Source organism: Streptococcus sp. OMI750 (genome assembly GCF_047463895.1).
Classification (GTDB): Bacteria; Bacillota; Bacilli; order Lactobacillales; family Streptococcaceae; genus Streptococcus.
This window is the reverse complement of sequence record NZ_JASHCZ010000001.1, coordinates 706,977-731,749: the sequence shown is the minus strand read 5'-3', so window position 1 is coordinate 731,749 and position 24,773 is coordinate 706,977. Positions and strand designations below refer to the sequence as shown.

18 protein-coding genes and 1 other annotated feature are annotated in these 24,773 nt (G+C 40.4%); of the genes, 15 read left to right on the top strand and 3 right to left on the bottom strand.

Annotation, left to right across the window (positions count from 1 at the left end):
* The first annotated feature begins 3 nt into the window (after positions 1–3).
* The 14 genes from dapB (at position 4) to rplL (ending at position 21,468) form a co-directional block, all read left to right on the top strand.
* On the top strand, positions 4–771 hold the full coding sequence (dapB, locus tag QM830_RS03685; protein WP_009731097.1) for a 4-hydroxy-tetrahydrodipicolinate reductase: 768 nt from the start codon (positions 4–6) through the stop codon (positions 769–771).
* Complete coding sequence (locus QM830_RS03680) at positions 768–1,979, top strand: CCA tRNA nucleotidyltransferase (RefSeq protein WP_414325658.1); 1,212 nt, start codon at positions 768–770, stop codon at positions 1,977–1,979. The genes dapB and QM830_RS03680 overlap by 4 nt, the downstream gene beginning before the upstream one ends.
* Positions 1,976–3,841, top strand: a complete 1,866-nt coding sequence (locus tag QM830_RS03675) for an ABC-F family ATP-binding cassette domain-containing protein (RefSeq protein ID WP_414325657.1) — start codon at positions 1,976–1,978, stop codon at positions 3,839–3,841. The genes QM830_RS03680 and QM830_RS03675 overlap by 4 nt, the downstream gene beginning before the upstream one ends.
* A 13-nt stretch (positions 3,842–3,854) precedes the next feature.
* Positions 3,855–4,373, top strand: coding sequence for a hypothetical protein (locus QM830_RS03670; protein WP_023918208.1), 519 nt, complete (start codon positions 3,855–3,857; stop codon positions 4,371–4,373).
* Between the two features lie 86 nt (positions 4,374–4,459).
* Positions 4,460–5,419, top strand: coding sequence for an ROK family glucokinase (locus tag QM830_RS03665; protein WP_021153285.1), 960 nt, complete (start codon positions 4,460–4,462; stop codon positions 5,417–5,419).
* A 78-nt stretch (positions 5,420–5,497) separates the two neighbouring features.
* Positions 5,498–6,337: a thymidylate synthase gene (locus QM830_RS03660; RefSeq protein ID WP_414325656.1), complete on the top strand. Its 840-nt coding sequence runs from the start codon at positions 5,498–5,500 to the stop codon at positions 6,335–6,337.
* 203 nt (positions 6,338–6,540) lie between these two features.
* Positions 6,541–15,765 carry a CshA/CshB family fibrillar adhesin-related protein gene (locus tag QM830_RS03655; protein WP_414325655.1) on the top strand — a complete coding sequence of 3,075 codons (9,225 nt, stop codon included), beginning with the start codon at positions 6,541–6,543 and terminating at the stop codon, positions 15,763–15,765.
* Between the two features lie 145 nt (positions 15,766–15,910).
* On the top strand, positions 15,911–16,420 hold the full coding sequence (locus QM830_RS03650; RefSeq protein ID WP_414325654.1) for a dihydrofolate reductase: 510 nt from the start codon (positions 15,911–15,913) through the stop codon (positions 16,418–16,420).
* Between the two features lie 208 nt (positions 16,421–16,628).
* Positions 16,629–17,861 (top strand): ATP-dependent Clp protease ATP-binding subunit ClpX, encoded by a 1,233-nt coding sequence (clpX, locus tag QM830_RS03645; RefSeq protein WP_414325653.1) that lies wholly within the window; start codon positions 16,629–16,631, stop codon positions 17,859–17,861.
* Between the two features lie 11 nt (positions 17,862–17,872).
* Complete coding sequence (yihA, locus tag QM830_RS03640) at positions 17,873–18,475, top strand: ribosome biogenesis GTP-binding protein YihA/YsxC (RefSeq protein ID WP_414325652.1); 603 nt, start codon at positions 17,873–17,875, stop codon at positions 18,473–18,475.
* A 147-nt stretch (positions 18,476–18,622) separates the two neighbouring features.
* Entirely contained in the window at positions 18,623–19,324 is a 702-nt protein-coding gene (locus tag QM830_RS03635; protein ID WP_414325651.1) for a glucosaminidase domain-containing protein, read from the top strand.
* Positions 19,325–19,490: 166 nt separating this feature from the next.
* Entirely contained in the window at positions 19,491–20,288 is a 798-nt protein-coding gene (locus QM830_RS03630) for a formate/nitrite transporter family protein (RefSeq protein ID WP_414325650.1), read from the top strand.
* A gap of 61 nt (positions 20,289–20,349) precedes the next feature.
* Positions 20,350–20,484 (top strand) — a sequence feature (ribosomal protein L10 leader region).
* A gap of 38 nt (positions 20,485–20,522) precedes the next feature.
* Positions 20,523–21,023 carry a 50S ribosomal protein L10 gene (gene rplJ / locus QM830_RS03625; RefSeq protein ID WP_009731084.1) on the top strand — a complete coding sequence of 167 codons (501 nt, stop codon included), beginning with the start codon at positions 20,523–20,525 and terminating at the stop codon, positions 21,021–21,023.
* Positions 21,024–21,099: 76 nt separating this feature from the next.
* Entirely contained in the window at positions 21,100–21,468 is a 369-nt protein-coding gene (gene rplL, locus QM830_RS03620) for a 50S ribosomal protein L7/L12 (protein ID WP_003016256.1), read from the top strand.
* Positions 21,469–21,672: 204 nt separating this feature from the next.
* On the opposite strand, the gene QM830_RS03615 is transcribed toward rplL, so the two are convergent.
* Positions 21,673–21,972 carry a hypothetical protein gene (locus tag QM830_RS03615; protein ID WP_049493001.1) on the bottom strand — a complete coding sequence of 100 codons (300 nt, stop codon included), beginning with the start codon at positions 21,970–21,972 and terminating at the stop codon, positions 21,673–21,675.
* 151 nt (positions 21,973–22,123) lie between these two features.
* Positions 22,124–23,089: a phage integrase N-terminal SAM-like domain-containing protein gene (locus QM830_RS03610; RefSeq protein WP_003004844.1), complete on the bottom strand. Its 966-nt coding sequence runs from the start codon at positions 23,087–23,089 to the stop codon at positions 22,124–22,126.
* Positions 23,090–23,879: 790 nt separating this feature from the next.
* Here QM830_RS03610 and QM830_RS03605 point away from each other — a divergent pair.
* Entirely contained in the window at positions 23,880–24,299 is a 420-nt protein-coding gene (locus QM830_RS03605; protein ID WP_414325649.1) for a hypothetical protein, read from the top strand.
* Positions 24,300–24,368: 69 nt separating this feature from the next.
* On the opposite strand, the gene QM830_RS03600 is transcribed toward QM830_RS03605, so the two are convergent.
* Positions 24,369–24,695 (bottom strand): helix-turn-helix domain-containing protein, encoded by a 327-nt coding sequence (locus QM830_RS03600; RefSeq protein WP_003013607.1) that lies wholly within the window; start codon positions 24,693–24,695, stop codon positions 24,369–24,371.
* Between the last annotated feature and the right edge of the window lie 78 nt (positions 24,696–24,773).

The following is a 24,773-nucleotide window of genomic DNA, read 5'->3' as shown; positions in this document are numbered from 1 at the left end:
TCTATGTCAATTAAAGTCATTATCGCAGGTTTCAAGGGAAGAATGGGACAAGCAGCCTACCAGATGGTTTCTGAAGATCCTGAGCTAGAATTAGCTGGCTTGATCGATCCATTCACAGATGAGACTGACGTCGCAGGAGTCCCTGTCTTTAACCGCAAAGAAGATGTCGTGGGTCTTGAAGCAGATGTTTGGGTGGACTTTACCATGCCAAAAGTCGCTTATGAAAATACTCGCTTTGCAATTGAAAATGGCTTTGCGCTTGTTGTAGGGACAACTGGCTTTACACCTGAGCAGATTCAGGAATTGACAGACCTTTCGCGTGAAAAGGAATTGGGTGGCTTGATTGCTCCGAACTTTGCTATTGGAGCTGTGCTCTTGATGCAATTTGCAGCGCAAGCTGCCAAGTATTTCCCAAATGTGGAAATCATCGAATTGCACCATGATAAGAAGAAAGATGCACCTAGTGGAACAGCGATTAAGACAGCTGAGCTGATCTCTGAGAAGCGCGAGAAAATCCAGCAAGGTGCAGCAGACGAAGAAGAGTTGATGTCTGGAGCAAGAGGGGCAGATTTTGAAGGGATGCGCATCCATTCGGTTCGATTGCCTGGCCTAGTGGCTCACCAAGAGGTGATTTTTGGTAGCCAAGGCGAAGGCTTGACTCTCCGTCATGATTCCTATGATCGTGGTTCCTTCATGACAGGAGTAAATCTAGGGATTAAAGAAGTTATCAAGCGTCATGAGCTTGTATATGGTTTGGAACACTTACTATGAGATTAAAAAAGATGCCTTCTGAGTTTCAGGAGGCTTTACCAATATTAGAGAAGATTAAAGCAGCTGGGTTTGAGGCCTATTTTGTGGGAGGATCTGTCCGAGATGCTCTCTTGGATCGTCCGATTCACGATGTCGATATCGCTTCCTCCTCTTATCCAGAGGAAACAAAGGCGATTTTTGATCGAACAGTAGATATCGGTATCGAACACGGGACCGTCTTGGTTCTTGAAAATGGTCAAGAATATGAAATTACGACCTTCCGGACGGAGGATGTCTATGTTGATTATCGCCGACCAAGCTCCGTGTCTTTTGTCCGCTCACTAGAAGAAGACCTGAAGCGCCGCGATTTTACCGTCAATGCCTTTGCCTTAAATGAAAAAGGAGAGATTGTTGACCTCTTTCAGGGGTTAGAAGATTTAGAAAACAAGGTCCTTCGGGCCGTTGGACTTCCTCATGAACGGTTTAACGAAGATGCGCTCCGTATCATGCGAGGCTTTCGTTTTCAGGCCAGTCTTGGCTTTGAATTAGAAGCAGCAACCTTTGATGCTATGAAGGAGTGTGCTCCTTTGCTAGAGAAAATCTCTGTTGAGCGCACTTTCATTGAGTTTGATAAGCTCTTACTTTCTCCATATTGGAGACAAGGCTTGGAGGCCATGCTTTCAAGCAAAGCCTATCACTATCTACCAGAAATGAAGGATCGCAAAGAAGCACTTGAGCGTTTGTTTGACATAGAGCTTGAATTTACCTTTTCAACTTCTGAGCAAGCTTGGGCTGCTCTGGTTTTAGCACTAGACATCCAAGATATTCCAAAATTCTTTAAGAAATGGAAGACCTCAAGAGACTTTGCCAAGACGGTAGAGCAGATCGTGGAGATTCTTAAGCTTAGAGAAAAAGGAAGTCTAGACAAGCGTGCCTGCTACAAGTATGAGAAGCGTTTGTTGCTAGTGGCTGAAGAGCTTCGGGAAGTGTATGCCTTGAGTGTAGATTATCTGGCCATCGAGCGTGTCTATGATAGCTTGACCATTCATGATAAGCATGAGGTTGTGGTTAATGGCGGTATGTTGATCAAAGAATATGGCTTCCAACCTGGTCCAGCCTTAGGTGAGGTTTTGACAAAGATCGAATATGCCATTGTCGATGGGGAACTGGCCAATGAAAAAGAAGCCATCATTGCCTATATCCAGCAAGCAAAAAAGGAGGAAAAATGAGCGATTTTATTGTCGATAAATTAACCAAATCTGTCGGAGATAAGACCGTCTTTCGTGAGATTTCCTTTATCATTCATGACTTGGATCGGATCGGACTGATCGGGGTCAATGGAACCGGAAAAACTACTCTGTTAGATGTATTGTCAGGTCGCTCTGGCTTTGATGGAGATGTGAGTCCTTTTTCTGCCAAGAGTGATTATACGATTGGTTACTTGACGCAAGAGCCAGACTTTGATGATCAAAAGACTATTTTGGATACAGTATTGTCCAGTGATCTGCGTGAAATGCAGCTGATTCGCGACTATGAATTCTTGATGGCGGATTACCGAGAAGAGAACCAAGCACGTCTTGAAAAGGTGATGGCGGAGATGGATTCGCTCAATGCTTGGGAAATCGAGAGTCAGGTCAAGACAGTCCTTTCAAAGCTTGGGATTGAAGACTTGAATGCAAAAGTTGGGGATCTATCTGGAGGCTTGCGTCGACGGGTACAGCTGGCACAAGTTTTGCTGTCTCACCACGACCTGCTCTTGTTAGATGAGCCGACCAACCACCTAGATATTGATACCATCGAATGGCTGACCAATTTCTTGAAGAATTCTAAGAAAACCGTGCTCTTCATTACCCACGATCGCTATTTCTTGGATAATATTTCAACACGGATCTTTGAGTTGGATCGAGCTAGTTTGATTGAGTATCAAGGGAATTACCAGGATTATGTCCGCTTAAAGGCTGAGCAAGATGAGCGTGATGCAGCCCTTCTTCATAAGAAGCAGCAACTCTATAAGCAGGAGTTGACCTGGATGCGAAGACAACCCCAGGCGCGTGCGACCAAGCAACAGGCTCGAATCAATCGTTTCCATGATCTCAAACAAGACTTGTCTGGTCAAAGCAACCATACGGATTTAGAGATGAACTTTGAGACCAGCCGGATCGGAAAGAAAGTCATCGAGTTTAAAGATGTGAGTTTTGCTTTTGAAAACAAGACGATTTTACAGGACTTTAACCTCTTAGTCCAAAATAAGGACCGCATCGGGATCGTCGGGGATAATGGTGTCGGTAAATCGACCCTACTCAATCTGATCGCTGAGCGACTCCAGCCTCAGTCAGGGCAAGTGATTATTGGGGAAACTGTGCGGGTGGCTTATTTCTCTCAACAGATCGATGGTTTGGATGAGAGCAAGCGCGTGATTAATTTCTTACAAGAGGTTGCGGAGGAAGTCAAGACGACAGTCGGAACAACTTCGATCGCTGATCTCTTGGAGCAGTTTCTCTTCCCACGCTCTATGCATGGAACCTTGATCGAAAAACTCTCCGGTGGGGAGAAGAAGCGCCTCTTTCTTTTAAAACTCTTGATTGAAAAACCCAATGTGCTTCTCCTCGATGAGCCGACCAATGACTTGGATATCGCAACCTTGACGGTTTTAGAAAACTTCCTTCAAAACTTTGGTGGTCCAGTTATTACCGTTAGTCACGACCGTTATTTCCTAGATAAGGTCGCAAGCAAGATCCTGGCTTTTGAAAATGGAGGCATTCGTGAGTTTTTTGGCAATTATACGGATTATTTAGATGAAAAAGCCTTTGAAGCAGCCCAGGTAACGGCTAGTCAAAAGATTGAAAAAGAGAAACCTGTCAAGCCAAAAGAAGAGAAGAAGCGCATGAGCTACATGGAGAAGCAAGAGTGGGCAAGTATTGAGGCAGATATCGAAGCAATTGAAAATCGAATTGCAGAGATTGAAGTGGAGATGAATGAAAACGGCTCTGACTTTGGCAAGTTGTCAGCCCTTCAAAAAGAACTGGATCAGGAAAACGAGCGTCTACTTGAAAAGTATGATCGTTATGATTACCTAAGTGAACTTAGATGAATAAGGAGGCCCTATGAATCAATTGAATCGCATATCTCTTGGAATTTCAGCTACTATGTTTACCATTATTGGTATTGTCTTGTTTATCAATCCCATTGAGCACATCGGCTCTTTTAGCTGGTTGATCTCCTGTGGCTTCTTTTTAATCTCTTTTTCACGTTTTTCACGCTATTACCGATTGCGTCAGTCAGGTATTATCAAGCAGCAACAGCTCTTTCACAGTATGGTTGCCTTGGTGTTCGCAGTTTACTTGCTACTATATGGCTACAAGACCTTACCAATTGTCTTCCCAGTCACCTTAGGGATTTGGCTGATCTATCGCTCCGTTTTAAATTTCAGAAAAGCTAACTTCTATTCCAAGAAGATTGAAGAGCTTTCCAAGCGCTATATTTTCTTTGCCTTGGTGCAGCTCTTTATCGGCTTGTTCTTAATTGTCAGTCCATTATCAATCAGTGTCATTCTCCTGAATATTATTGGTTTGATTTTCCTGCTTCTAGGACTTCAATCCTTTAGCCTCTTACTAAAAAGTTAAGAAAAGTTACGTGCAAACCTTTGCATTTATCTAAAAGTCTGATATAATAGAACTGTAAGTGTTTACAAGTTTGAAAGGAGTTACAGATGTCTAAAAAAATTATTGGGATTGACCTTGGAGGAACTTCCATCAAGTTTGCCATTCTTACCTTGGATGGAGAAGTTCAAGAAAAATGGTCTATTAAAACAAATATCTTGGATGAAGGCAGCCATATCGTAGATGATATGATCGAATCAATCGCGCATCGTTTAAAGATGCTCGAGCTTGATGCTTCTGAGTTCCAAGGAATTGGAATGGGTTCACCTGGTGTCGTTGACCGTGAAAAAGGTACAGTTATCGGTGCCTACAACTTGAACTGGAAGACGCTTCAACCAGTTAAAGAAAAGATCGAAAGTGCCCTTCATATTCCATTCTTCATTGATAACGATGCCAACGTTGCTGCTTTGGGTGAACGTTGGAAAGGAGCTGGTGAAAACCAACCTGATGTTGTCTTCATGACACTTGGTACAGGTGTTGGCGGTGGTATCGTCGCTGAAGGTCGTCTCTTGCACGGTGTGCGTGGAGCTGCTGGGGAACTTGGTCACATCACGGTTGACTTTGATGATCCAATCCAATGTACCTGTGGTAAAAAAGGCTGTCTTGAAACGGTTGCATCAGCAACAGGGATCGTCAACCTCACACGTCGTTATGCAGACGAGTACGAAGGAGACTCTCAATTGAAAGTCTTGATCGACAATGGTGAAGAAGTGACAGCTAAAACGGTCTTTGATCTAGCAAAAGAGGGTGACGCTCTTGCTTTGATCGTTTATAAGAACTTCTCACGTTACCTTGGACTTGCTGCAGCCAATATTGGTTCAACCTTGAACCCATCTAAGATCGTTATCGGTGGTGGGGTATCTGCTGCTGGAGACTTCCTCTTGGATGGCGTGCGCAAGGTCTTTGAAGAAAACTCATTCCCACAAGTACGTGAATCTACTCAATTGGCGCTTGCTACTTTGGGAAATGACGCCGGTGTCATTGGTGCCGCATCTCTAGTATTACAATAAGATTAAAAGGAGATTTGCCTCTCCTTTTTTCTTTGTCCTGTGATATAATGTAGGCAATAGTAGATTAAAGGAGGAGATATGACAAAAGCAGATACGATTTTTAAAGAGTATATTCGGAAAATCATGGAAGAAGGTGTTTGGTCTGAACAGGCCCGACCTAAATACAAGGATGGTAGAACTGCCAACTCCAAATACATCACGGGTGCCTTTATGGAGTTTGATCTTGCAAAAGGCGAGTTTCCCATTACGACCCTTCGTCCTATCGCTATTAAATCAGCTATCAAAGAGATGCTCTGGATTTACCAAGACCAGTCCAATCGTTTAGATGTCTTAGAAGAAAAGTACAATGTCCATTATTGGAATGACTGGGAAGTAGGGGATAGTCGTACCATCGGTCAGCGCTATGGTGCGGTGGTCAAAAAGCATGACATTACCAATAAAATCCTCAAACAATTAGAAGCCAATCCCTGGAATCGCCGCAATATTATCTCGCTTTGGGATTATGATGCCTTTGAAGAGACAGAAGGTCTTCTGCCATGTGCTTTTCAAACCATGTTTGACGTGAGGCGCGTGGAAGGAGAAATCTATCTAGATGCGACCTTAACCCAACGTTCGAATGATATGTTGGTGGCCCACCATATCAACGCAATGCAGTATGTAGCGCTACAGATGATGATTGCCAAACACTTTGGCTGGAAGGTCGGAAAATTCTTTTACTTTATTAATAATCTTCATATTTATGATAATCAATTTGAACAGGCAGAAGAATTGCTCCGTCGCGAGCCTTCTGATTGTCAACCGCACCTGGTCTTGAATGTGCCAGATGGAACCAATTTCTTTGACATCAAACCAGAAGATTTTGAACTGGTCGATTACGATCCAGTGAAGCCACAATTGAAGTTCGATCTTGCCATTTAGTAATAAATCAAGGTTTTTTGATGCCTTGATCAATTGGTAAAATCCTTTTAGAATTAAAACAATTTTAGCTAAAAATTTTTACTCATTTTTGAGTCAAAATGTTTTGAAAATCGTTCGGTTTTTGTTAAAATAGATAAGGTTTGTAAAAACTAAACAATTTTAAAAAGAATGTTAATTTATAGATAAATATGGAGGTCCATTAGATGGGGAAAGACTTATTTAATGATCGTATTAGCAGATTCTCAATTCGTAAATTGAATGTGGGTGTTTGCTCAGTACTTTTGGGGACACTTGTCATGGTTGGTACAGCAGCAAGTGCAGCCGCAGAAGAAAAGACAGATACGACAAGTGAAAATGTAGCAACAGTTGCAACAGCGTCAGAAGCGTCCGCAACTTCAACAGCTACAGCAACTTCAGCAACATCAACAGCTGCAACGACATCTACTTATGATGCAAACGCAGCAATCACTGCACCAGAGACTTCAACTGCTGCAGCAACATCAACAGCACCTGCTTCAACTAGTGAAGCAAGTAGCACAAGCACAGCAGCTTCAGCAACATCAACTGCTACAGCTACATCAACCGCTGCAACACCAAAATTAGAAGCAACTACGCCAGAAAATAATGCTGCACCTGCTTCAACATCTGCAGATAAAAAAGAAGCACCAACTCTTTCAGCTGGACAAGGTGTAACAGCAAACAATACTGTAACAACGGAAGAGACAGCCCAAACTTCTGGTAAAAAACGTAATCGCCGTGCATTGGGTGATGCCAATGATCCAAACTTGATTGGGGATGATGTTGAAGATGCAACTTCAACTCCAAAAGTTGAAAAACCTGGCTTTACAACAGATCTTGATGCCAAATCTATGGCTAGCCAGATTACTTGGTTGGACTTTGGAGATGTAGCTAACTGGACAGGAACTACTACAGTATTAGTTCCTAAAAGTGAAGTTAAACCAACTGAGAACTTAGAAGAAAAATTGGCTCTTCAAGTTGGGTCTACCTATACCAAGGAAATCATGCCTGGTTATGTAGTTACTGTAAAAGTCAAATCCTTGAAACCTTTCCAAGCGACTGAAATCTATAAGAAACGGATGGAAAATCAAGGGGCTACAGAAGCTGAAAAAGCAACCTATGATCCAAATGCAAAAAATGGTTATGTAAGTGGAGTCACTTCAAATGCTGCTAAGCAAGCTTTTAACAATGGTGAAGAAGCCAAAATCGTCGCTGATGCCCAAAATAATTGGACTGAAATCAGATTTGAGAATATTGATACTAAAACCAAGAAGACTACCATAAGTTCAGCTTTGAATGGTGGAAATATTGGAGTTCAGTTTGAAATCTCTGCAACCTTCCGTGGCAAGACAGTTAAGCCAGCTATTGTTATGGCTGATGGGGAGTCTGCTAACCCAGGTGAATTAGTTATGTTTACTACCAATGGAGAAGGTTGGCAGCATATTGGAGAATGGAAAAAGTTTACCAGACCAAAAACTTCTGTAACTTATGAACCACAAGATACTGAAAATCTTTTTGGACCTAATCCTAAATTTAATAATACCAACTTAAACCAACTTCGTAGATCTACTGAAGTTGGACCAGAAAAGAAACCAGTAGCTTGGAAATACTTTGGAAATCCTGACAAAGTTACCGGTGGTTTAGGAACCGGTATCTTTGGACCAAACATTTCTGAAGGAAATAGAACGGTTCCAATCGTAATGACGCGCGGAGCATCTGAAGTGGGACTTTACATCGCTTCAGGTGGTAAACAGTCTGCTATGCTAGGATTCTTCCCACTTGATGAAGGGGATGCTCCTGAGTCATACGGTAAGGCAGTTCATACCATTGCAACTGTAGATGGCGTTACTGGAGCTAAAGTAAATCAACCGTATCTTGGTAACGTGAGTCCTGATATGGATGAGAATACGACTCTCGACTGGTTCGGTGATGATAAGGCAACTACGGCCGATGAAGGAATTAACCAATTGCTTCCGGATAACCTCAAAGGGACAACCAATGAGATGATCAAGATGGACCGTACACGCCCAGGAAACTACAAGCTGTCAGTTCAAGCCCATTTGGATGGAGCTTCAGAAGCACATATCTATGGCTGGGTAGACTTTAACCAAAATGGTAAATTCGATGAGGATGAACGCTCAAATCTCGCTACAATCACACAAGATGGCACTGTTGAGTTGACCTTTGCAAACAGCAAGACTTACGTCGACCCAAGCGTTAAAGAGTTAGGTGCTCGTGTTCGTATCGCTAAGAAAGCGAACGAGATTGAAAACCCAACGGGTATGGCTTTCTCAGGGGAAGTGGAAGACTTCAAGACTCAAATCACCCACCCACCAAAAGGGGAATTTAAGGAAACTTCTGGTCTTCAAGGGGCGAAGCAAACTGCAACTGTAACTTTTACAGCACGTGGAGAACACAAGTATGAGCTTAATTCTAGTGCCGTTATTGACGAAACGGTAGAACCATACATCGTTGATAGAGATGGCAACCGAGCAACTCTTGATGCGGATGGTTACTATGTCGTTCCAGGACAAGGTAAGTACAAGATTACTGCTAACGGTAAGGACGTAGACGTTGAATTTATCCCAGAAGATAACTTCCTTGGAACAGCTGATGGTATCTCAATTCGTCGTTCAGATAACAACGGTTACGATACTGGTTGGTCAACAAAATTCCCAGATCAAGAACCAAACATTAATGGTCAGTTGAATACCATGGATGGTCAATACGTTCCAACAGTCACTCCAATTGAAATCGAAGGAGTTGACAAAACTTCAACTGATGTTCAAGGTGCGACTCAAAAAGAAACTCCGACCTTTAACACAACTGCTACTAACGCAAATGGAGACAAGATTGCAATCACTCCAAGCGCAGACTATCCTGCTAAGTTGGTAGACCCAGCTACAGGTCTTACTACGGATGCGTCATCTGTAACAGTAGCTGGAGAAGGAACATACACCATTAATCCTTCAACTGGAGAAGTAACCTTCACTCCAGAACCAAGCTTTACTGGTACAGCTAAAGGTGTGGAAGTTACATTGTCAGCGCCAGTTGGACGTAATAAAGACGGTAAGGTTCAAAAGGAGTACGTTAAGACAGCTACAGCTAAGTACACACCAACTGTCACACCAATCACAGTGACTCCTACAGACAAGGTTTCTGAGGATATCCAAAACGTTCCACAAACTCAAACTCCTACATTTGAATTAAGCAACGACAAGACTGCGAAAATCACAAGCAAGAAATTGGTGGATCCAGCAACTGGTCAACCAACTGATGAAACAACAGTGACAGTAGCAGGTGAAGGTAGCTATACTATCGACCCAACGACTGGAGCAGTAACATTTACGCCAGAAAAAGACTTTGTTGGTACTGCAAAAGGAGTAACTGTTCAGGCAACTGCTACTATTACAAATGCTAATGGTAAGACTGCAACCATTACTTCAGATGCGACCTACACACCAACTGTTGTGCCAGCAGTTCCAACTGCAAACCCTGCAACTTCAAAAGATATCCAAGGTGCAACACAAACAGGGACACCAACTTTTGCAGGAACAACTGTTCAAGTAAATGGTGAAGATAAAGCTATTACCATTAAAGACAATAGCTACACATTGCTAGATAAAGATGGTAACGAAGTTTCAACGACACCAGCTTATGCGGCAGACGGTACAACCGTGATCGGTAACTTCACAATCGACCCAGCAACTGGTCAAGTAACTTTCACACCGACTGATAAATCATACACTGGTGCAGTCACACCAGCCAAGGTTCAAGCTGAAAGCTCAAACGGTATCAAGGTGGATACAACTTACACACCAGAAATCGTTCCAGTAACCCCAACTGCAAAATCAGTTGAAACAAAAGATATCCAAGGTGCTACTCAAACAGGTAAACCTGAATTCAAGGGTGGAACTGTAACGGTTGATGGCGTTGAGAAGACTGTTGAAATCAACGAAGATGTTCCAGCGACATTTGACGATGGATCAACAACTAAGACCGTTGAAGGTGTTGGTACTTACACAGTAGCAGCAGACGGTACTGTTACATTTGTACCAGAAAAATCATTTGTCGGAACTGCACCAGCTGTAACAGTGGTTCGTGAAGATAAGAACGGAACCAAAGCTTCTGCAACTTATACACCAACTGTGACTCCAGTAACTCCAACTGCAACACCAGTTGAAACTACAGATATCCAAGGTGCTACTCAAAAAGGTAAGCCTGAATTCAAGGGTGGAACTGTAACGGTTGATGGCGTTGAGAAAACAGTAGAAATCAATGAAGATGTTCCAGCAACATTTGATGATGGCTCAACTACCAAGACTGTCGACGGCGTTGGTACTTACACAGTAGCAGCAGACGGAACTGTAACCTTTGTCCCTGAGAAATCATTCACAGGTAAAGCACCAGCCGTAACCGTTGTTCGTGAAGATAAGAACGGAACCAAAGCTTCTGCAACCTACACACCAACTGTAACTCCTGTCACACCGACAGCGACACCAGCTGAAACAACTGATATCCAAGGTGCTACACAAACTGGTAAGCCTGTATTTACTGAAGGCGACAGCCGTGTGCCAATGAACGATGATGTTCCAGCAACATTTGATGATGGTTCAACAACTAAGAAAGTTGACGGAGTTGGTACATACACAGTAGCAGCAGACGGAACGGTAACCTTTGTACCTGAGAAATCATTTACTGGAACTGCTCCAGCGGTAACAGTTGTTCGTGAAGACATGAACGGAACAAAAGCTTCCGCGACTTACACACCAACTGTAACTCCAGTAACACCGACAGCTCAACCAGCTGAAACAACTGGTAAGCAAGGTCAAACTCAAACAGGTAAGCCTGAATTTACTGAAGGCAACAGCCGTGTGCCAATGAACGATGACGTTCCAGCAACCTTCGATGATGGCTCAACGACTAAGACAGTTGATGGCGTTGGTACTTACACAGTAGCAGCAGACGGTACTGTAACCTTTGTTCCTGAGAAATCATTCACAGGTAAAGCACCAGCCGTAACGGTTGTTCGTGAAGATAAGAACGGAACCAAAGCTTCTGCAACTTACACACCAACCGTAACTCCAGTAACTCCAACAGCAACACCAGCTGAATCTACTGGACCTCAAGGTTTGGTTCAAACTGGAACTGTAACCTTTACTGAAGGTGATGAAGTAGCTCCAATTAACAAGGATTCGATTACTCTTCTTGATGAAAATGGTCAACCAGCAGCTTCTGTAGTTGCTAAGTCACCAGAAGGTAAAGAAATTGGTACTTTCACAGTTGATAAAGACACAGGTGTTGTGACCTTCACACCAACGGATAAATCATACTCAGGTGATGTTGTCCCAGTTAAGGTTCAAGCAGCTGATACAAATGGAACTACAGTTGAAACAACTTATACACCGAAGATTACTCCGGTTGTTCCAACTTCTGAAGATGCTACATCGACAGATATCCAAGGTCAAACACAATCTGGTAAACCAACCTTCACAGAAGGTAATCCAAATGTTCCAATTGATGAAGATACTCCAGCTACCTTCGAAGATGGTTCAACCACTAAAACAGTAGATGGCGAAGGAACTTACACAGTTTCTCCAGATGGAACTGTAACCTTCGTACCAGAAAAATCATTCACTGGAACTGCTTCAGGCGTAACAGTAAAACGCGTGGATAAGAACGGTACTGAAATCACAGCGAAGTACACACCAACTGTGACACCAGTAACACCAACTGCAACACCAGCTGAATCAACAGATATCCAAGGTGCGACTCAAACTGGTAAACCTGAATTCACTGAAGGCGACAGCCGTGTGCCAATGAACGATGATGTTCCAGCAACATTTGATGATGGCTCAACGACTAAGACTGTAGACGGTGTTGGTACTTACACAGTAGCAGCAGATGGAACAGTAACCTTCGTACCAGAAAAATCATTCGTCGGAACTGCACCAGCTGTAACAGTGGTTCGTGAAGATAAGAACGGAACAAAAGCTTCTGCGACTTATACACCAACCGTAACACCAGTAACTCCAACTGCAGAAGATACAACATCTACTGACAAACAAGGTCAAACGCAAACAGGTACACCAACCTTCACACCAGGTAATCCAAATGTTCCAATGGATGATGATACACCTGCAACCTTTGAAGATGGATCAACAACCAAGACGATTCCAGGTGAAGGAACTTACACTGTTGCTCCAGACGGAACCGTAACATTTGTTCCAGAAAAATCATTCACTGGAGAAGGTACAGGCGTAACCGTTAAACGTGTCGATAAGAACGGTACACCAGTTACTGCTAAGTACACACCAACTGTGACTCCAGTAACTCCAACAGCAACACCAGCTGAATCTACTGGACCTCAAGGTGTGGTTCAAACTGGAACTGTGACCTTCACCGAAGGTGACCCAGTTGCACCAATCGATAAGGATACCATTACTCTTCTTGATGAAAATGGTCAGCCAGCAGAATCTGTAGTTGCTAAATCACCAGAAGGTAAAGAAATTGGTACTTTCACAGTTGATAAAGAAACAGGCCTTGTAACCTTCACACCAACTGATAAATCTTACTCAGGTGATGTGGTTCCAGTTAAGGTTCAAGGTAAAGATACAAATGGAACAGTTGCTGAAACAACTTACACACCGAAAATCACTCCAGTTGTCCCAACTGCTGAACCTGCAACATCGACAGATATCCAAGGTAAAACACAAACAGGTACACCAAGCTTCACACCTGGTAACCCTGCAATCCCAATGGATGATGATGTGCCAGCAACCTTTGAAGATGGTTCAACTACGAAGACCATTCCAGGAGAAGGAACTTACACAGTTGCTCCAGACGGAACAGTAACCTTCGTACCAGAAAAATCATTCACAGGAACAGGTACAGGCGTAACAGTGAAACGTGTTGATAAGAACGGTACTCCAGTTACTGCAACTTACACACCAACTGTAACACCAGTAACCCCAACTGCTGAGCCAGCAACTTCAACTGACAAGCAAGGTCAAACCCAAACAGGTAAACCAACCTTCACAGCAGGTCATGAAAATGTTCCTATGAACGACCAAGTTCCTGCAACCTTTGAAGATGGTTCAACTACCAAAGAAGTTCTTGGTGTTGGTATCTACACAGTAGCAGCTGATGGTACTGTAACCTTCACACCAGACCCACGCTTTGTTGGGGAAGCACCAGCAGTTACAGTGGTTCGTGAAGATATGAACGGAACAAAAGCTTCTGCAACTTACACACCAACTGTAACTCCAATTACTCCAACAGCAAAACCAGCTACATCAGAAGCTCCTCAAGGAATTGTTCAAACAGGCAAACCAACCTTCACTGAAGGGGATCCAATTGCTCCAATGAACCCTTCAACCTTGAAACTTTACGATGATTCTGGTAACCCTACTGATCAATTGAATGCCTTCTCACCTGCAGGAGATATCATCGGTATCTTCACAGTAGATAAAGAGAAAGGTGAAGTTATCTTCACTCCAACTAACAAAGCTTACTCAGGCGAAGTTCTTCCTGTAGGCGTTTCAATGGACGATGCAAATGGTACCACTGCACGTACAACTTACACACCTAAGATTACTCCAGTCGTACCAACAACAGAACCAGCTACATCAACTGATATTCAAGGTGCTACTCAAACAGGTAAACCAAGCTTCACAGAAGGAAATCCTGCAGTACCAATGGACAATGATGTACCTGCAACATTTGTTGATGGTTCAACTACTAAGGTTGTTCCAGGTGAAGGTACTTACACAGTTGCTCCAGATGGAACAGTAACCTTCGTACCAGAGAAATCATTTGTAGGAACTGCAACAGGTATCGTGGTGCAACGCCAAGATAAGAATGGTACAGTTGTGAAAGCTATGTACACACCAACAGTTACACCAGTAACACCAACCGCTACTCCAGCAGTATCTACTGATGTACAAGGTGCAACTCAAACAGGTAAACCAAGCTTCACAGAAGGTGACAGCCGTGTGCCAATGAATGATGAAGTTCCAGCAACATTTGATGATGGATCAACTACGAAGACAGTTGAAGGAGTTGGTACTTACACAGTGGCACCAGATGGAACAGTAACTTTCGTACCAGAGAAATCATTCGTAGGAACTGCACCAGCAGTGACAGTTGTCCGCGAAGATAAGAACGGAACAAAAGCATCTGCTACATACACACCAACTGTAACTCCTGTGACTCCAACAGCTGAACCTGCAACATCTACAGACATCCAAGGTCAAACCCAAACAGGTAAGCCAACCTTCACACCTGGTAACCCAAGTGTGCCAATGGATGATGATGTACCAGCAACCTTTGAAGATGGATCAACAACTAAAGTTATTCCAGGAGAAGGAACTTACACTGTTTCTCCAGATGGTACAGTAACCTTTGTTCCAGAAAAATCATTTACAGGAACTGGTACAGGCGTAACCGTGAAACGTGTTGATAAGAACGGTACACCAATTACCACTACTTACACACCAACTGTAACACCAGTTACACCAACTGCAGAACCAGCTACTTCAATTGGTAAGAAGGGTGCCACTCAAACAGGCAAACCAACCTTCACAGAAGGCGATAACCGTGTACCAATGAATGACGGAGTTCCAGCAACCTTTGAAGATGGTTCAACAACTAAGACTATTCCAGGAGTTGGTACTTACACAGTAGCACCAGACGGAACAGTAACCTTCAAACCAGAACCTGAATTTACTGGAACTGCACCAGCAGTAACAGTAGTTCGTGAAGATGTGAATGGAACAAAAGCTTCTGCAACTTACACACCAACTGTTCTTCCAATCACTAAATTTGTTGATAAAGAAGGTAAGGAAATCCCAGGATATCCTACAGTTGATGGAGAAGAACCAAAAGCTGAAATTCCAGGTTACCGCTTTGTGAAAACGAAGAAATTGCCTAATGGTGATACTGAACACGTCTATGAAAAAGTTACAACTTCATACGTAGACGAAAATGGGGATCCTATCCCAGGTAACCCTACAGAAGATGGGGAACAACCGAAGAAAGAAATCCCAGGTTATGACTTCGTGAAGACTGTTGTAGATAAAGATGGAAATACTCAACATATCTACAAGAAGACTGTGACACCAACTCCAACGCCGGATCCAACTCCGACACCAGAGCCACAACCACAGCCTACTCCACAGCCGCAACCTACACCACAACCACAGCCTACTCCACAACCAAAACCAGAAGAGCCAACGATTCCTATCGTTCCAGAAACGAAAGAAGAAGTGAAGTATATCGATCCACAAAATCCTACTGCACAACTTCCAAATACAGGAACAAAAGAATCTTCATCTGCTGGTCTTGCAATCTTTAGTGCTTTAGCAGGTCTCTCATTATTCGGATTTGCAAAACGCAAAAAAGAAGACTAAGCTAAATTGTGGCTAAGAAAAACCGCGAAATCCTCGCGGTTTTTTCTGTTTATATTTAAAAAATATCTTCTAAACAAGATAGTTGAAATCAGTCTTTTATAAGAAAATTTGATAAAATAGAAGTATCAGTGTAAAGGATGAGAGAATGAAAAAGATTATTGGTATCTGGGCTCAGACTGAAAATGGCATCATTGGAAAAGACCAAGTGATGCCATGGCATCTGCCAGCAGAGCTTCAGCATTTCAAAGAAACAACCATGGGGCAAGCGATTCTCATGGGAAGAGTGACCTTTGATGGAATGAAAAAGCGGGTTTTACCGGGGCGGACCAGCATTATCTTAACCCAAGATCAGGCTTATGATCCTGAAAATGACGCTGTTCTTGTTATGCACAGCAAAGAAGAAGTTTTAGACTGGTATCGAAACCAGGACAAGAATCTTTATATTATTGGGGGGAGTCAGATTTTAAGGCTATTTTCTGATCAGTTAGAAGAGTTGATCCAGACCATGATTCATGCAACTATTGATGGAGACGCACTGGCACCAAAATTTGAAGAGAGTCACTATGAAAGAGTCCGTCAAGTTCCCCATTTAAAAGATGAGAAAAATCCATACGATTTCACGGTCAACTATTACAAGAGAAAGGATTTAGACTAATGGAGCGAAGTGTCTTTGGTTTTTTTACAGCTGTCCTATGTGTCATCTGTTTGATTTGCGCCTTACAAACCTTTCGTAAAAAACGGTTTGGCCTCGCTATTTTATTCTTACTAAATGCTTTTACCAATCTTGTGAATTCCATTCACGCCTTTTACATGACCTTATTTTAAACTAAATAGAAACAGAAAATGACAGAAAGAGGAAATACATGCCAACGAATCAAAACAATGATATGATGGTTTATTGCTCATTTTGCGGAAAGAGTCAAGATGAAGTCCAAAAAATCATTGCAGGAAACAATGCGTTTATCTGTAATGAATGTGTAGAGTTAGCTCAAGAAATCATCCGGGAGGAGCTTGCTGAAGAAGTCCTTGCTGACCTTAGTGAAGTTCCAAAACCAATCGAATTGCTCAATATCTTGAACCACTATGTCATCGGTCAAGATCGTGCAAAACGTGCCCTTGCTGTAGCGGTATACAACCACTACAAACGCATTAACTTCCACGATACGCGCGAAGACGAGACAGATGTTGAATTGCAAAAATCAAACATCCTCATGATTGGACCTACTGGTTCAGGTAAGACTTTCTTGGCCCAAACCTTAGCACGTAGCTTGAATGTCCCATTTGCTATTGCTGATGCAACAGCCTTGACAGAAGCCGGTTATGTTGGTGAAGACGTTGAAAATATTCTCTTAAAACTTCTTCAAGCAGCTGACTTCAACATAGAGCGTGCAGAACGAGGCATCATCTACGTCGATGAAATTGATAAGATCGCTAAGAAAAGTGAAAATGTCTCTATCACACGTGACGTCTCTGGTGAAGGAGTGCAACAAGCTCTCTTGAAGATCATCGAAGGAACTGTCGCTAGTGTACCACCTCAAGGGGGACGCAAACACCCTCAACAAGAGATGATTCAAGTGGATACCAGGAACATCCTCTTTATCGTAGGTGGGGCTTTTGATGGGATCGAAGAAATTGTTAAGCAACGTCTCGGTGAAAAAGTCATCGGTTTCGGTAAGAATAACAAAGCCATCGATGAATCCAGCTCTTACATGCAAGAAATTGTTGCAGAAGATATTCAAAAATTCGGTATTATCCCAGAATTGATTGGTCGTCTTCCAGTCTTTGCAGCTCTTGAACAATTGACAGTTGAGGATCTTGTCCGTATCTTGAAAGAGCCACGCAATGCCTTGGTAAAACAATACCAAACCTTGCTTTCTTATGACAATGTTGAATTGGAATTCGATGATGAAGCCCTTCAAGAGATTGCGAATAAAGCTATCGAAAGAAAAACAGGAGCTCGTGGACTTCGTTCAATTATCGAAGAAACGATGATGGATGTCATGTTTGAAATTCCAAGTCAAGAAGATGTAAAACTTGTCCGAATCACAAAAGAAGCTGTTGACGGAACAGAAAAACCAGTTCTTGAAACAGCATAGAAAGATTTAATATGGAAATAAACACACATAATGCGGATATTCTCTTAAGCGCTGCGAATAAGAGTCATTATCCTCAAGATGAGATTCCAGAAGTTGCACTTGCCGGTCGCTCAAATGTCGGCAAGTCTTCTTTTATCAATACTCTCTTAAATCGAAAGAATCTTGCTAGAACCTCTGGTAAACCAGGTAAAACTCAGTTGTTAAACTTCTTCAATATCGATGATAAATTACGCTTAGTGGATGTACCTGGTTATGGCTATGCACGTGTCTCTAAAAAAGAGCGGGAGAAGTGGGGACGCATGATTGAAGAATACCTGACCAGCCGTGAAAATCTAAAAGCCGTTGTCAGTCTGGTTGATTTTCGTCATGAACCTTCTGTAGATGATATTCAGATGTATGAATTCTTAAAATACTATGAAATCCCTGTAATCTTGGTAGCAACCAAAGCAGATAAAATTCCACGCGGAAAATGGAACAAGCATGAATCTATTATCAAGAAAAAATTAGAGTTTGATCCATCTGATGACTTTATCATCTTTTCTTCTGTAACGAAGGAAGGTTTAGAGAAGTCTTGGGATGCTATCCTAGAAAACGCCTTTTACGAAATAAAATGAAATGACATGAAAATGTCATTTTTGTTTTGGATTTATCTCGCAATTGTAATACAAGTGTAATAAAAATATCTTGTTTTCTTTCTTTTATATGGTATAATTTCTATAAAGATAAAAGATGATAAAAATTTATTGGAGATAAATTGAATTATGAAAAGAAAAATACGGAATAAAACGAAAATATTTGGGGTACTTGTTTCAGTTCTAGCAGTTGGAACATTTGCAGCTGCTATGAGCGAGCATGTAACTTCCGTTGGAGCGAATGATGGTACTTACCAGGGTTATTCTGATCCTAACGAAGCCTTTATTTCACAAATTGGAGAGTCTGCTCGTCAGCTTGGACAAGAAAATGACCTTTATGCTTCTGTTATGATTGCGCAAGCCCTTTTAGAAAGTGGGGCAGGACAGTCTGGTCTTTCTTCATACCCACATTACAACCTTTTTGGTATTAAAGGTAGTTATGCAGGTCAATCCGCTGTTATGCAAACCTGGGAAGATGACGGCGCTGGAAATGCTTATACCATTAATGACGCCTTCCGTTCATATCCATCCTACTATGAATCTTTACAAGACTATGTAGCTGTTTTGAAACAAGGGCATTTTGCAGGAGCATGGAAAAGCAATACATCTAGTTATCAAGATGCAACAGCAGCTTTGACGGGTGTTTATGCCACAGATACAAGCTACTATGCAAAATTAAACAATATCATTGAAACCTATAATTTGACTCAATATGATTCTCCAAACGTTCAAGGTGGTATTACAGGTACAGTTTATAATCCTTATCGCCAACAGTTCACTTCTCAAGAAATCCTCAATTTGGATATCGCGTGGGCTAACCGTTTGTACTAATGTAAAAGAAAAGCAGGCAGGTGCCTGTTTTTTTATTTTTTTGGTTACATTGATTTAAATCGAATATTTTTTTGCTACTTTTTTCCTGAAAGCCTTTTCAGAATTTTTTATCTATGATATAATGAATTAGTTCACAAAACTAAAATTTTTAATCAAGGAGATTCAGATGGGAGAATCAAATTTTGTTCTTAAGGTAGAAGCAGCATGTCAGAAGAAGGAAGAACTGTACACAGCTTCTAAAGCTCGTTATGCAGTTCGCTCCATGTTTGCGGGTGCATTTCTGACAATGAGTACTGCAGTAGGGATTGTTGGGGCAGATCTTCTCAATACCTTTTTGCCAGGTTCTGGTCGTTTCTTGTTTCCATTTATTTTTGCTTGGGGATTGGTTTATTTACTTTTCTTAAATAGTGAGTTAACGACTTCCAATATGATGTACCTTACTGCTGGTGTTTATTTAAAGAAGATTAATTGGAAGAAAGCTTTAGAGATTCTACTTTATTGTACATTCTTTAACTTAGTCGGTGCTTTGTTTCTGGCTTTCCTATTTGGACAGACAAGTGCATTTGCAAACCTAAATCCAAAAGGGTTCCTTGGATCGGTTGTTGAGATGAAGCTTCAACGTTCGAATCAATTGGTTTTCTTCGAGGGAGTTATTGCAAACATCTTCGTTAACGTAGCGATTTTGTCCTACCTTTTCTTTAAAGAGGAAACAGCAAAAGTTCTTTTGGCTTTGTCAGCAATTTATATGTTTGTATTTCTTACAAATGAACACATTGCGGCAAACTTTGCTTCTTTCTCACTAGCTACTTTTAATTCCATATCTAAAGATTTGCCTCACTTAGAGTTCTTCAATGTTCTTCGTCATTATGCTGTTACCTTTGTTGGTAACTGGGTAGGAGGAGGAGTGATCATGGGCTTGGCCTATGCATGGCTCAATCGTACAAAGACTATCTATAAGGATTAAAAAAATTTAAAAAAGTTTGCAAAAATACTTGCATTCTTTTTTTTTATGTGATAAACTAATTAACGGTTTGAAAAAACTGCCTAAGACAGTAGGGGAGCTCGACTCATAAAAATCCTACCGAGGACAAAACGTATCAATGAAAAGAAGCGTATTGTACTTTCGTGTCTAGGTTTGGGCGCGTTTTTCTTTTGGAAAAATTCCCCAAGCAAAATAATTACGGAGGTGAACACACTAATGAGTGAAGCAATTATTGCTAAAAAAGCGGAACTAGTTGACGTAGTAGCCGAAAAGATGAAAGCTGCTGCATCAATCGTCGTTGTAGATTCTCGCGGTTTGACAGTTGAGCAAGATACAGTTCTCCGTCGCAACCTTCGCGAAAGCGAAGTTGAGTTTAAAGTTATTAAAAACTCAATCTTGCGTCGTGCAGCTGAAAAAGCTGGACTTGAAGATCTTGCATCTGTGTTTGTTGGACCATCTGCTGTAGCATTTTCTAACGAAGATGTTATTGCACCAGCGAAAATCTTGAACGATTTTTCTAAAACTGCTGACGCACTTGAAATCAAGGGTGGTGCAATCGAAGGCGCTGTCGCATCAAAAGAAGAGATCCTTGCTCTTGCAACTCTTCCAAACCGCGAAGGACTTCTTTCTATGCTCCTTTCTGTACTTCAAGCGCCAGTGCGCAACGTTGCTCTTGCAGTCAAAGCGGTTGCAGACAACAAAGAAGACGCAGCTTAATTCTAAGCTACGCAGCGTAGCCTAGCTACAAAAAACAAAAACATAAAATATAAAAACTTATTTGGAGGAAATAACAATGGCATTGAACATTGAAAACATTATTGCTGAAATTAAAGAAGCTTCAATCCTTGAATTGAACGACCTTGTAAAAGCTATCGAAGAAGAATTTGGTGTAACTGCAGCTGCTCCTGTAGCTGTTGCTGCAGCTGGTGCTGCTGACGCTGGTGCTGCTAAAGATTCATTCGATATCGAATTGACATCTGCAGGCGACAAGAAAGTCGGCGTTATCAAAGTTGTACGTGAAATCACAGGTCTTGGTCTTAAAGAAGCTAAAGAACTTGTTGATGGAGCACCTGGCGTTATCAAAGAAGGTGTTGCTACAGCTGAAGCTGAAGAAATCAAAGCTAAATTGGAAGAAGCTGGAGCTTCAGTTACTCTTAAATAATAGAGTAACGCAAATTGAATGCGAAAGCCTAGTATATTAAGGTTAAGAATTGCTTAAGGTGATTTAAATCTTAAAGAGGGGAGTTATTCCCCACCAAATCCCCGCCAAGTTAGATCTTGGCGGGGATTTTTTTCTACAACAAAATAGACTATATAATCCCTTTGTTAGTTTTACCTTATGCAGAAAGCATGGTGATGTTTTAAACTAAATCCAATCATCGCCTTCAACTGGTGCATATGCCCACCACACCCAAGCTAAACCAAGATCAGTAGCTTGAATAATACTATTTCGCATAGTAATTAAATTATGATAAAGTGCAAAATCAATGTATTCATTTAACTGATTTCTTTTATCAGCATAGCCTTCTTCAATTAATTTTGAGATTGATTCAGGTGAACTAACGTATTCTAAAAAGCTAGTGAAGTAGGTATCTGTTATTAATTTTTCACGAATTTCAAAATTTGAACCTTTGAATTCTCTTTGTAACTGATTTTTAATTGACATCTTTTTCTCCTTTAAATTTATACCATGTCTGTAAAATGTGTTAAAACTATTAGCCATACAACAACCCATATTTTAAGTATGCCATAAAAACGTCGAAAAACTGTTTTTTTCCGTTTTTTTTTCTTCATTTTTTAGTCGAAAATGAAATACTTTAAAGAATATAGTTGGTCACTGTAACGGATAGACGCCAGTGGGAAAGATGGAAGACCGAGACAGCCATCAAGGCTAAACGATTATATTTTGTAGGCAGGGCTGAATTTAAGGCTTTTTTATAGTTTGATCCACGAATTTTATAAGGTTCATCTCTTAGTTCATTAATGAAGTTTTTCTTTTGTTTTTCAAATTTCTTTAATGATTTATCCCTTAAATTTTGGTGACCAACCTCCCAACGTTCTATTAAAAAATTTTTTAAATTCACCTTGAAATTTGGATTATCTTGGAGTTTCTTCAAGTAGAAGTAATAACACTCTCTTGCATGTTGAGCTCGCATCCCATGTAGATTGATTAGATTATTCATTTCCACATCTGTAAAGATATAATCATCCTCTTGTTTATTTTTAAAAGTATCGAGGACTACTGGAACATCTTGAGGAAGAATAAGTTGAGGTTGAAATTTTCCTCCCTTCCCACGCTGAACTAAAACATAGTAATTTCCATTATTATCTTTTCGAATATCTTTTCCTTTTAATTTTTTTAATTCGGATCTACGAATCCCAACTGCCCTCTGAAAATTAACCAGCCGAGAGAAGCGAGAGTCTGTTTCTTGATGTTTACCTTGTGAGTTTTTTGATTTTACACGACCTCGGATAATTTTGTCACTTGAACGCTTGTCTTTTCTAATTCTATTCATATTGATATCAACTGCTTTGCAGATAGGTGCTAAATAAGTATGAATTGTAGCAACAGAGTATTGCTTTGGATCATCATTTAGATCTAGTTGATATAGTTGAATCGCTTCTTCAGTAATATCTGATTTTTTCCTAATGTTGTGTTCTTTAGCCCACTTTGTGAAGCGAGTAATTGCTCTTTTATAGCTTGTCCTCGTTCGATTGTTTGTGATATTTTTTGAAGCTGCAATAAATAAATCGTGCTTGAGGGAATTTCTTTTTCTTGGCATTATACATTCCTTTCTATCTAAAATAGTACATATTATTGTTAAACTGCCTCCCACCCTTTTTTTAAAAGCTGGGTATGCTTTTGATTCTTCCCATCGAGGCTAACTCTTGAAGTTTAATGTTTTCGATAGATTTTCAGTACTCACCGTGATCTATGTTTGGAAGGATCATAAAGATGTCATTGCTTGTTCGAGCTAATAAAACTTTTCTATTTTACTTTTTTTATTACATTATTTTTTTACTTTGCTAAACTAGTTATTTTTTTAGTTTTTACTTTTATTTTTACCTTTTTTATTTTACCTTAAACACGTTTTTCTTTACTTTTTTATCTACTAAATGGTTATTCTTTACTTCATGTTATTCAGTAGAGAATAACCATTTAGATTTTCTTTCTTTTTTTCTTAGTTTTTTCCTTTGCAATGACTAGCATATGAGAAATAAGTATGTTAACCGTGTCCGGTAACAAACTTTCTCCCATATGACTAATGGCTCTACTTATTCAATTCAATTTAATTTATAATAATAGTATGCCATATTTTTATAAAAATAAAGATAGAAGAAAAACATCGTTATTTTAGGAGTGGAAATGTTGTTTTTATTTTTACAAAAAAATGGCATAATAATAGTATAGATAAAAAAAGGCAGTGGTGAACTGTCTTTTTTTGTTCCTTAAAAAAAGGGGGTAGCAGATGCTCAAGAACAATCGTTTAATAATAATATTAAAGAGAGTAAGGCCACCGTGAAAATTCACGAATGAAAAATATTTTTTAATAATAATCGGAGGAAAACAAAATGAAAACGTATAAAAACCATGTGATTAATTTAACCCAACAATATCTTACAGAGTTAATTAATCACAATGAAGAAGTCAATATTAGAATGTTTTATTCAACATTTGAAGAGGATCAGTATATCTCAATCTTGAATGAGCAGGATCAAGAAGTGTCTTTCAATTTTGTAAATGATAGCATTGAAATTGAATTGATTGATCCATTGTGTGAGAAAATTTTGATTACATTTGATACTGTAGAACAGACAGCCAAAGTTCATCAAGTAATTAAATTTCTCTTAGATTTGTTTTTTAAATTCAATTGGCATGAATCAGTTGCAGCGTTATCAGTTGCAGATTTCTGGGAATTGATCAAGAATTACGAGAAAGATAACCTTGATATGACATTTGGTTACCCAAGAATCGTAGGCTCTAATAGCTAATAGCAATATTTTTATGCACAAAAAGAGTGGGAAAGGAATCGTTATTATACTTATCCTTTTCCACTCTTTTTATTTTGTCTCGTTAATAATTGTGTTAATAGCTGAAATGACTTTATTTTGTTTGTATTCTGGTAAAGATTTGATAGTGTCGATAAGCTGTGCTAAGTCAGTACTTTCTTCTTTAAGTGTTAAATCAAAAAAAGTTTGTAGATCAACATTTAAAGCTTCTATAATTTTTTCAAGCGTACTAATTTTTATATTGGGCTCTAAATTTTCTAACTTATACGCGTAATTGGTGCCAAGATCTGCTTTTTCTTCTAATTGCTCCTGAGTCATCCCTGACTGAATCCGCAAAATCCGTATTCTTTTGCTTATATACTTTTGTAATTCTGACATTGCTCACCTCGTAAGACTATTCTACAGTCTTAGAAGGTTAGATTCTAGTTCTTAAAAGGTTGGATACAACTTTACAAA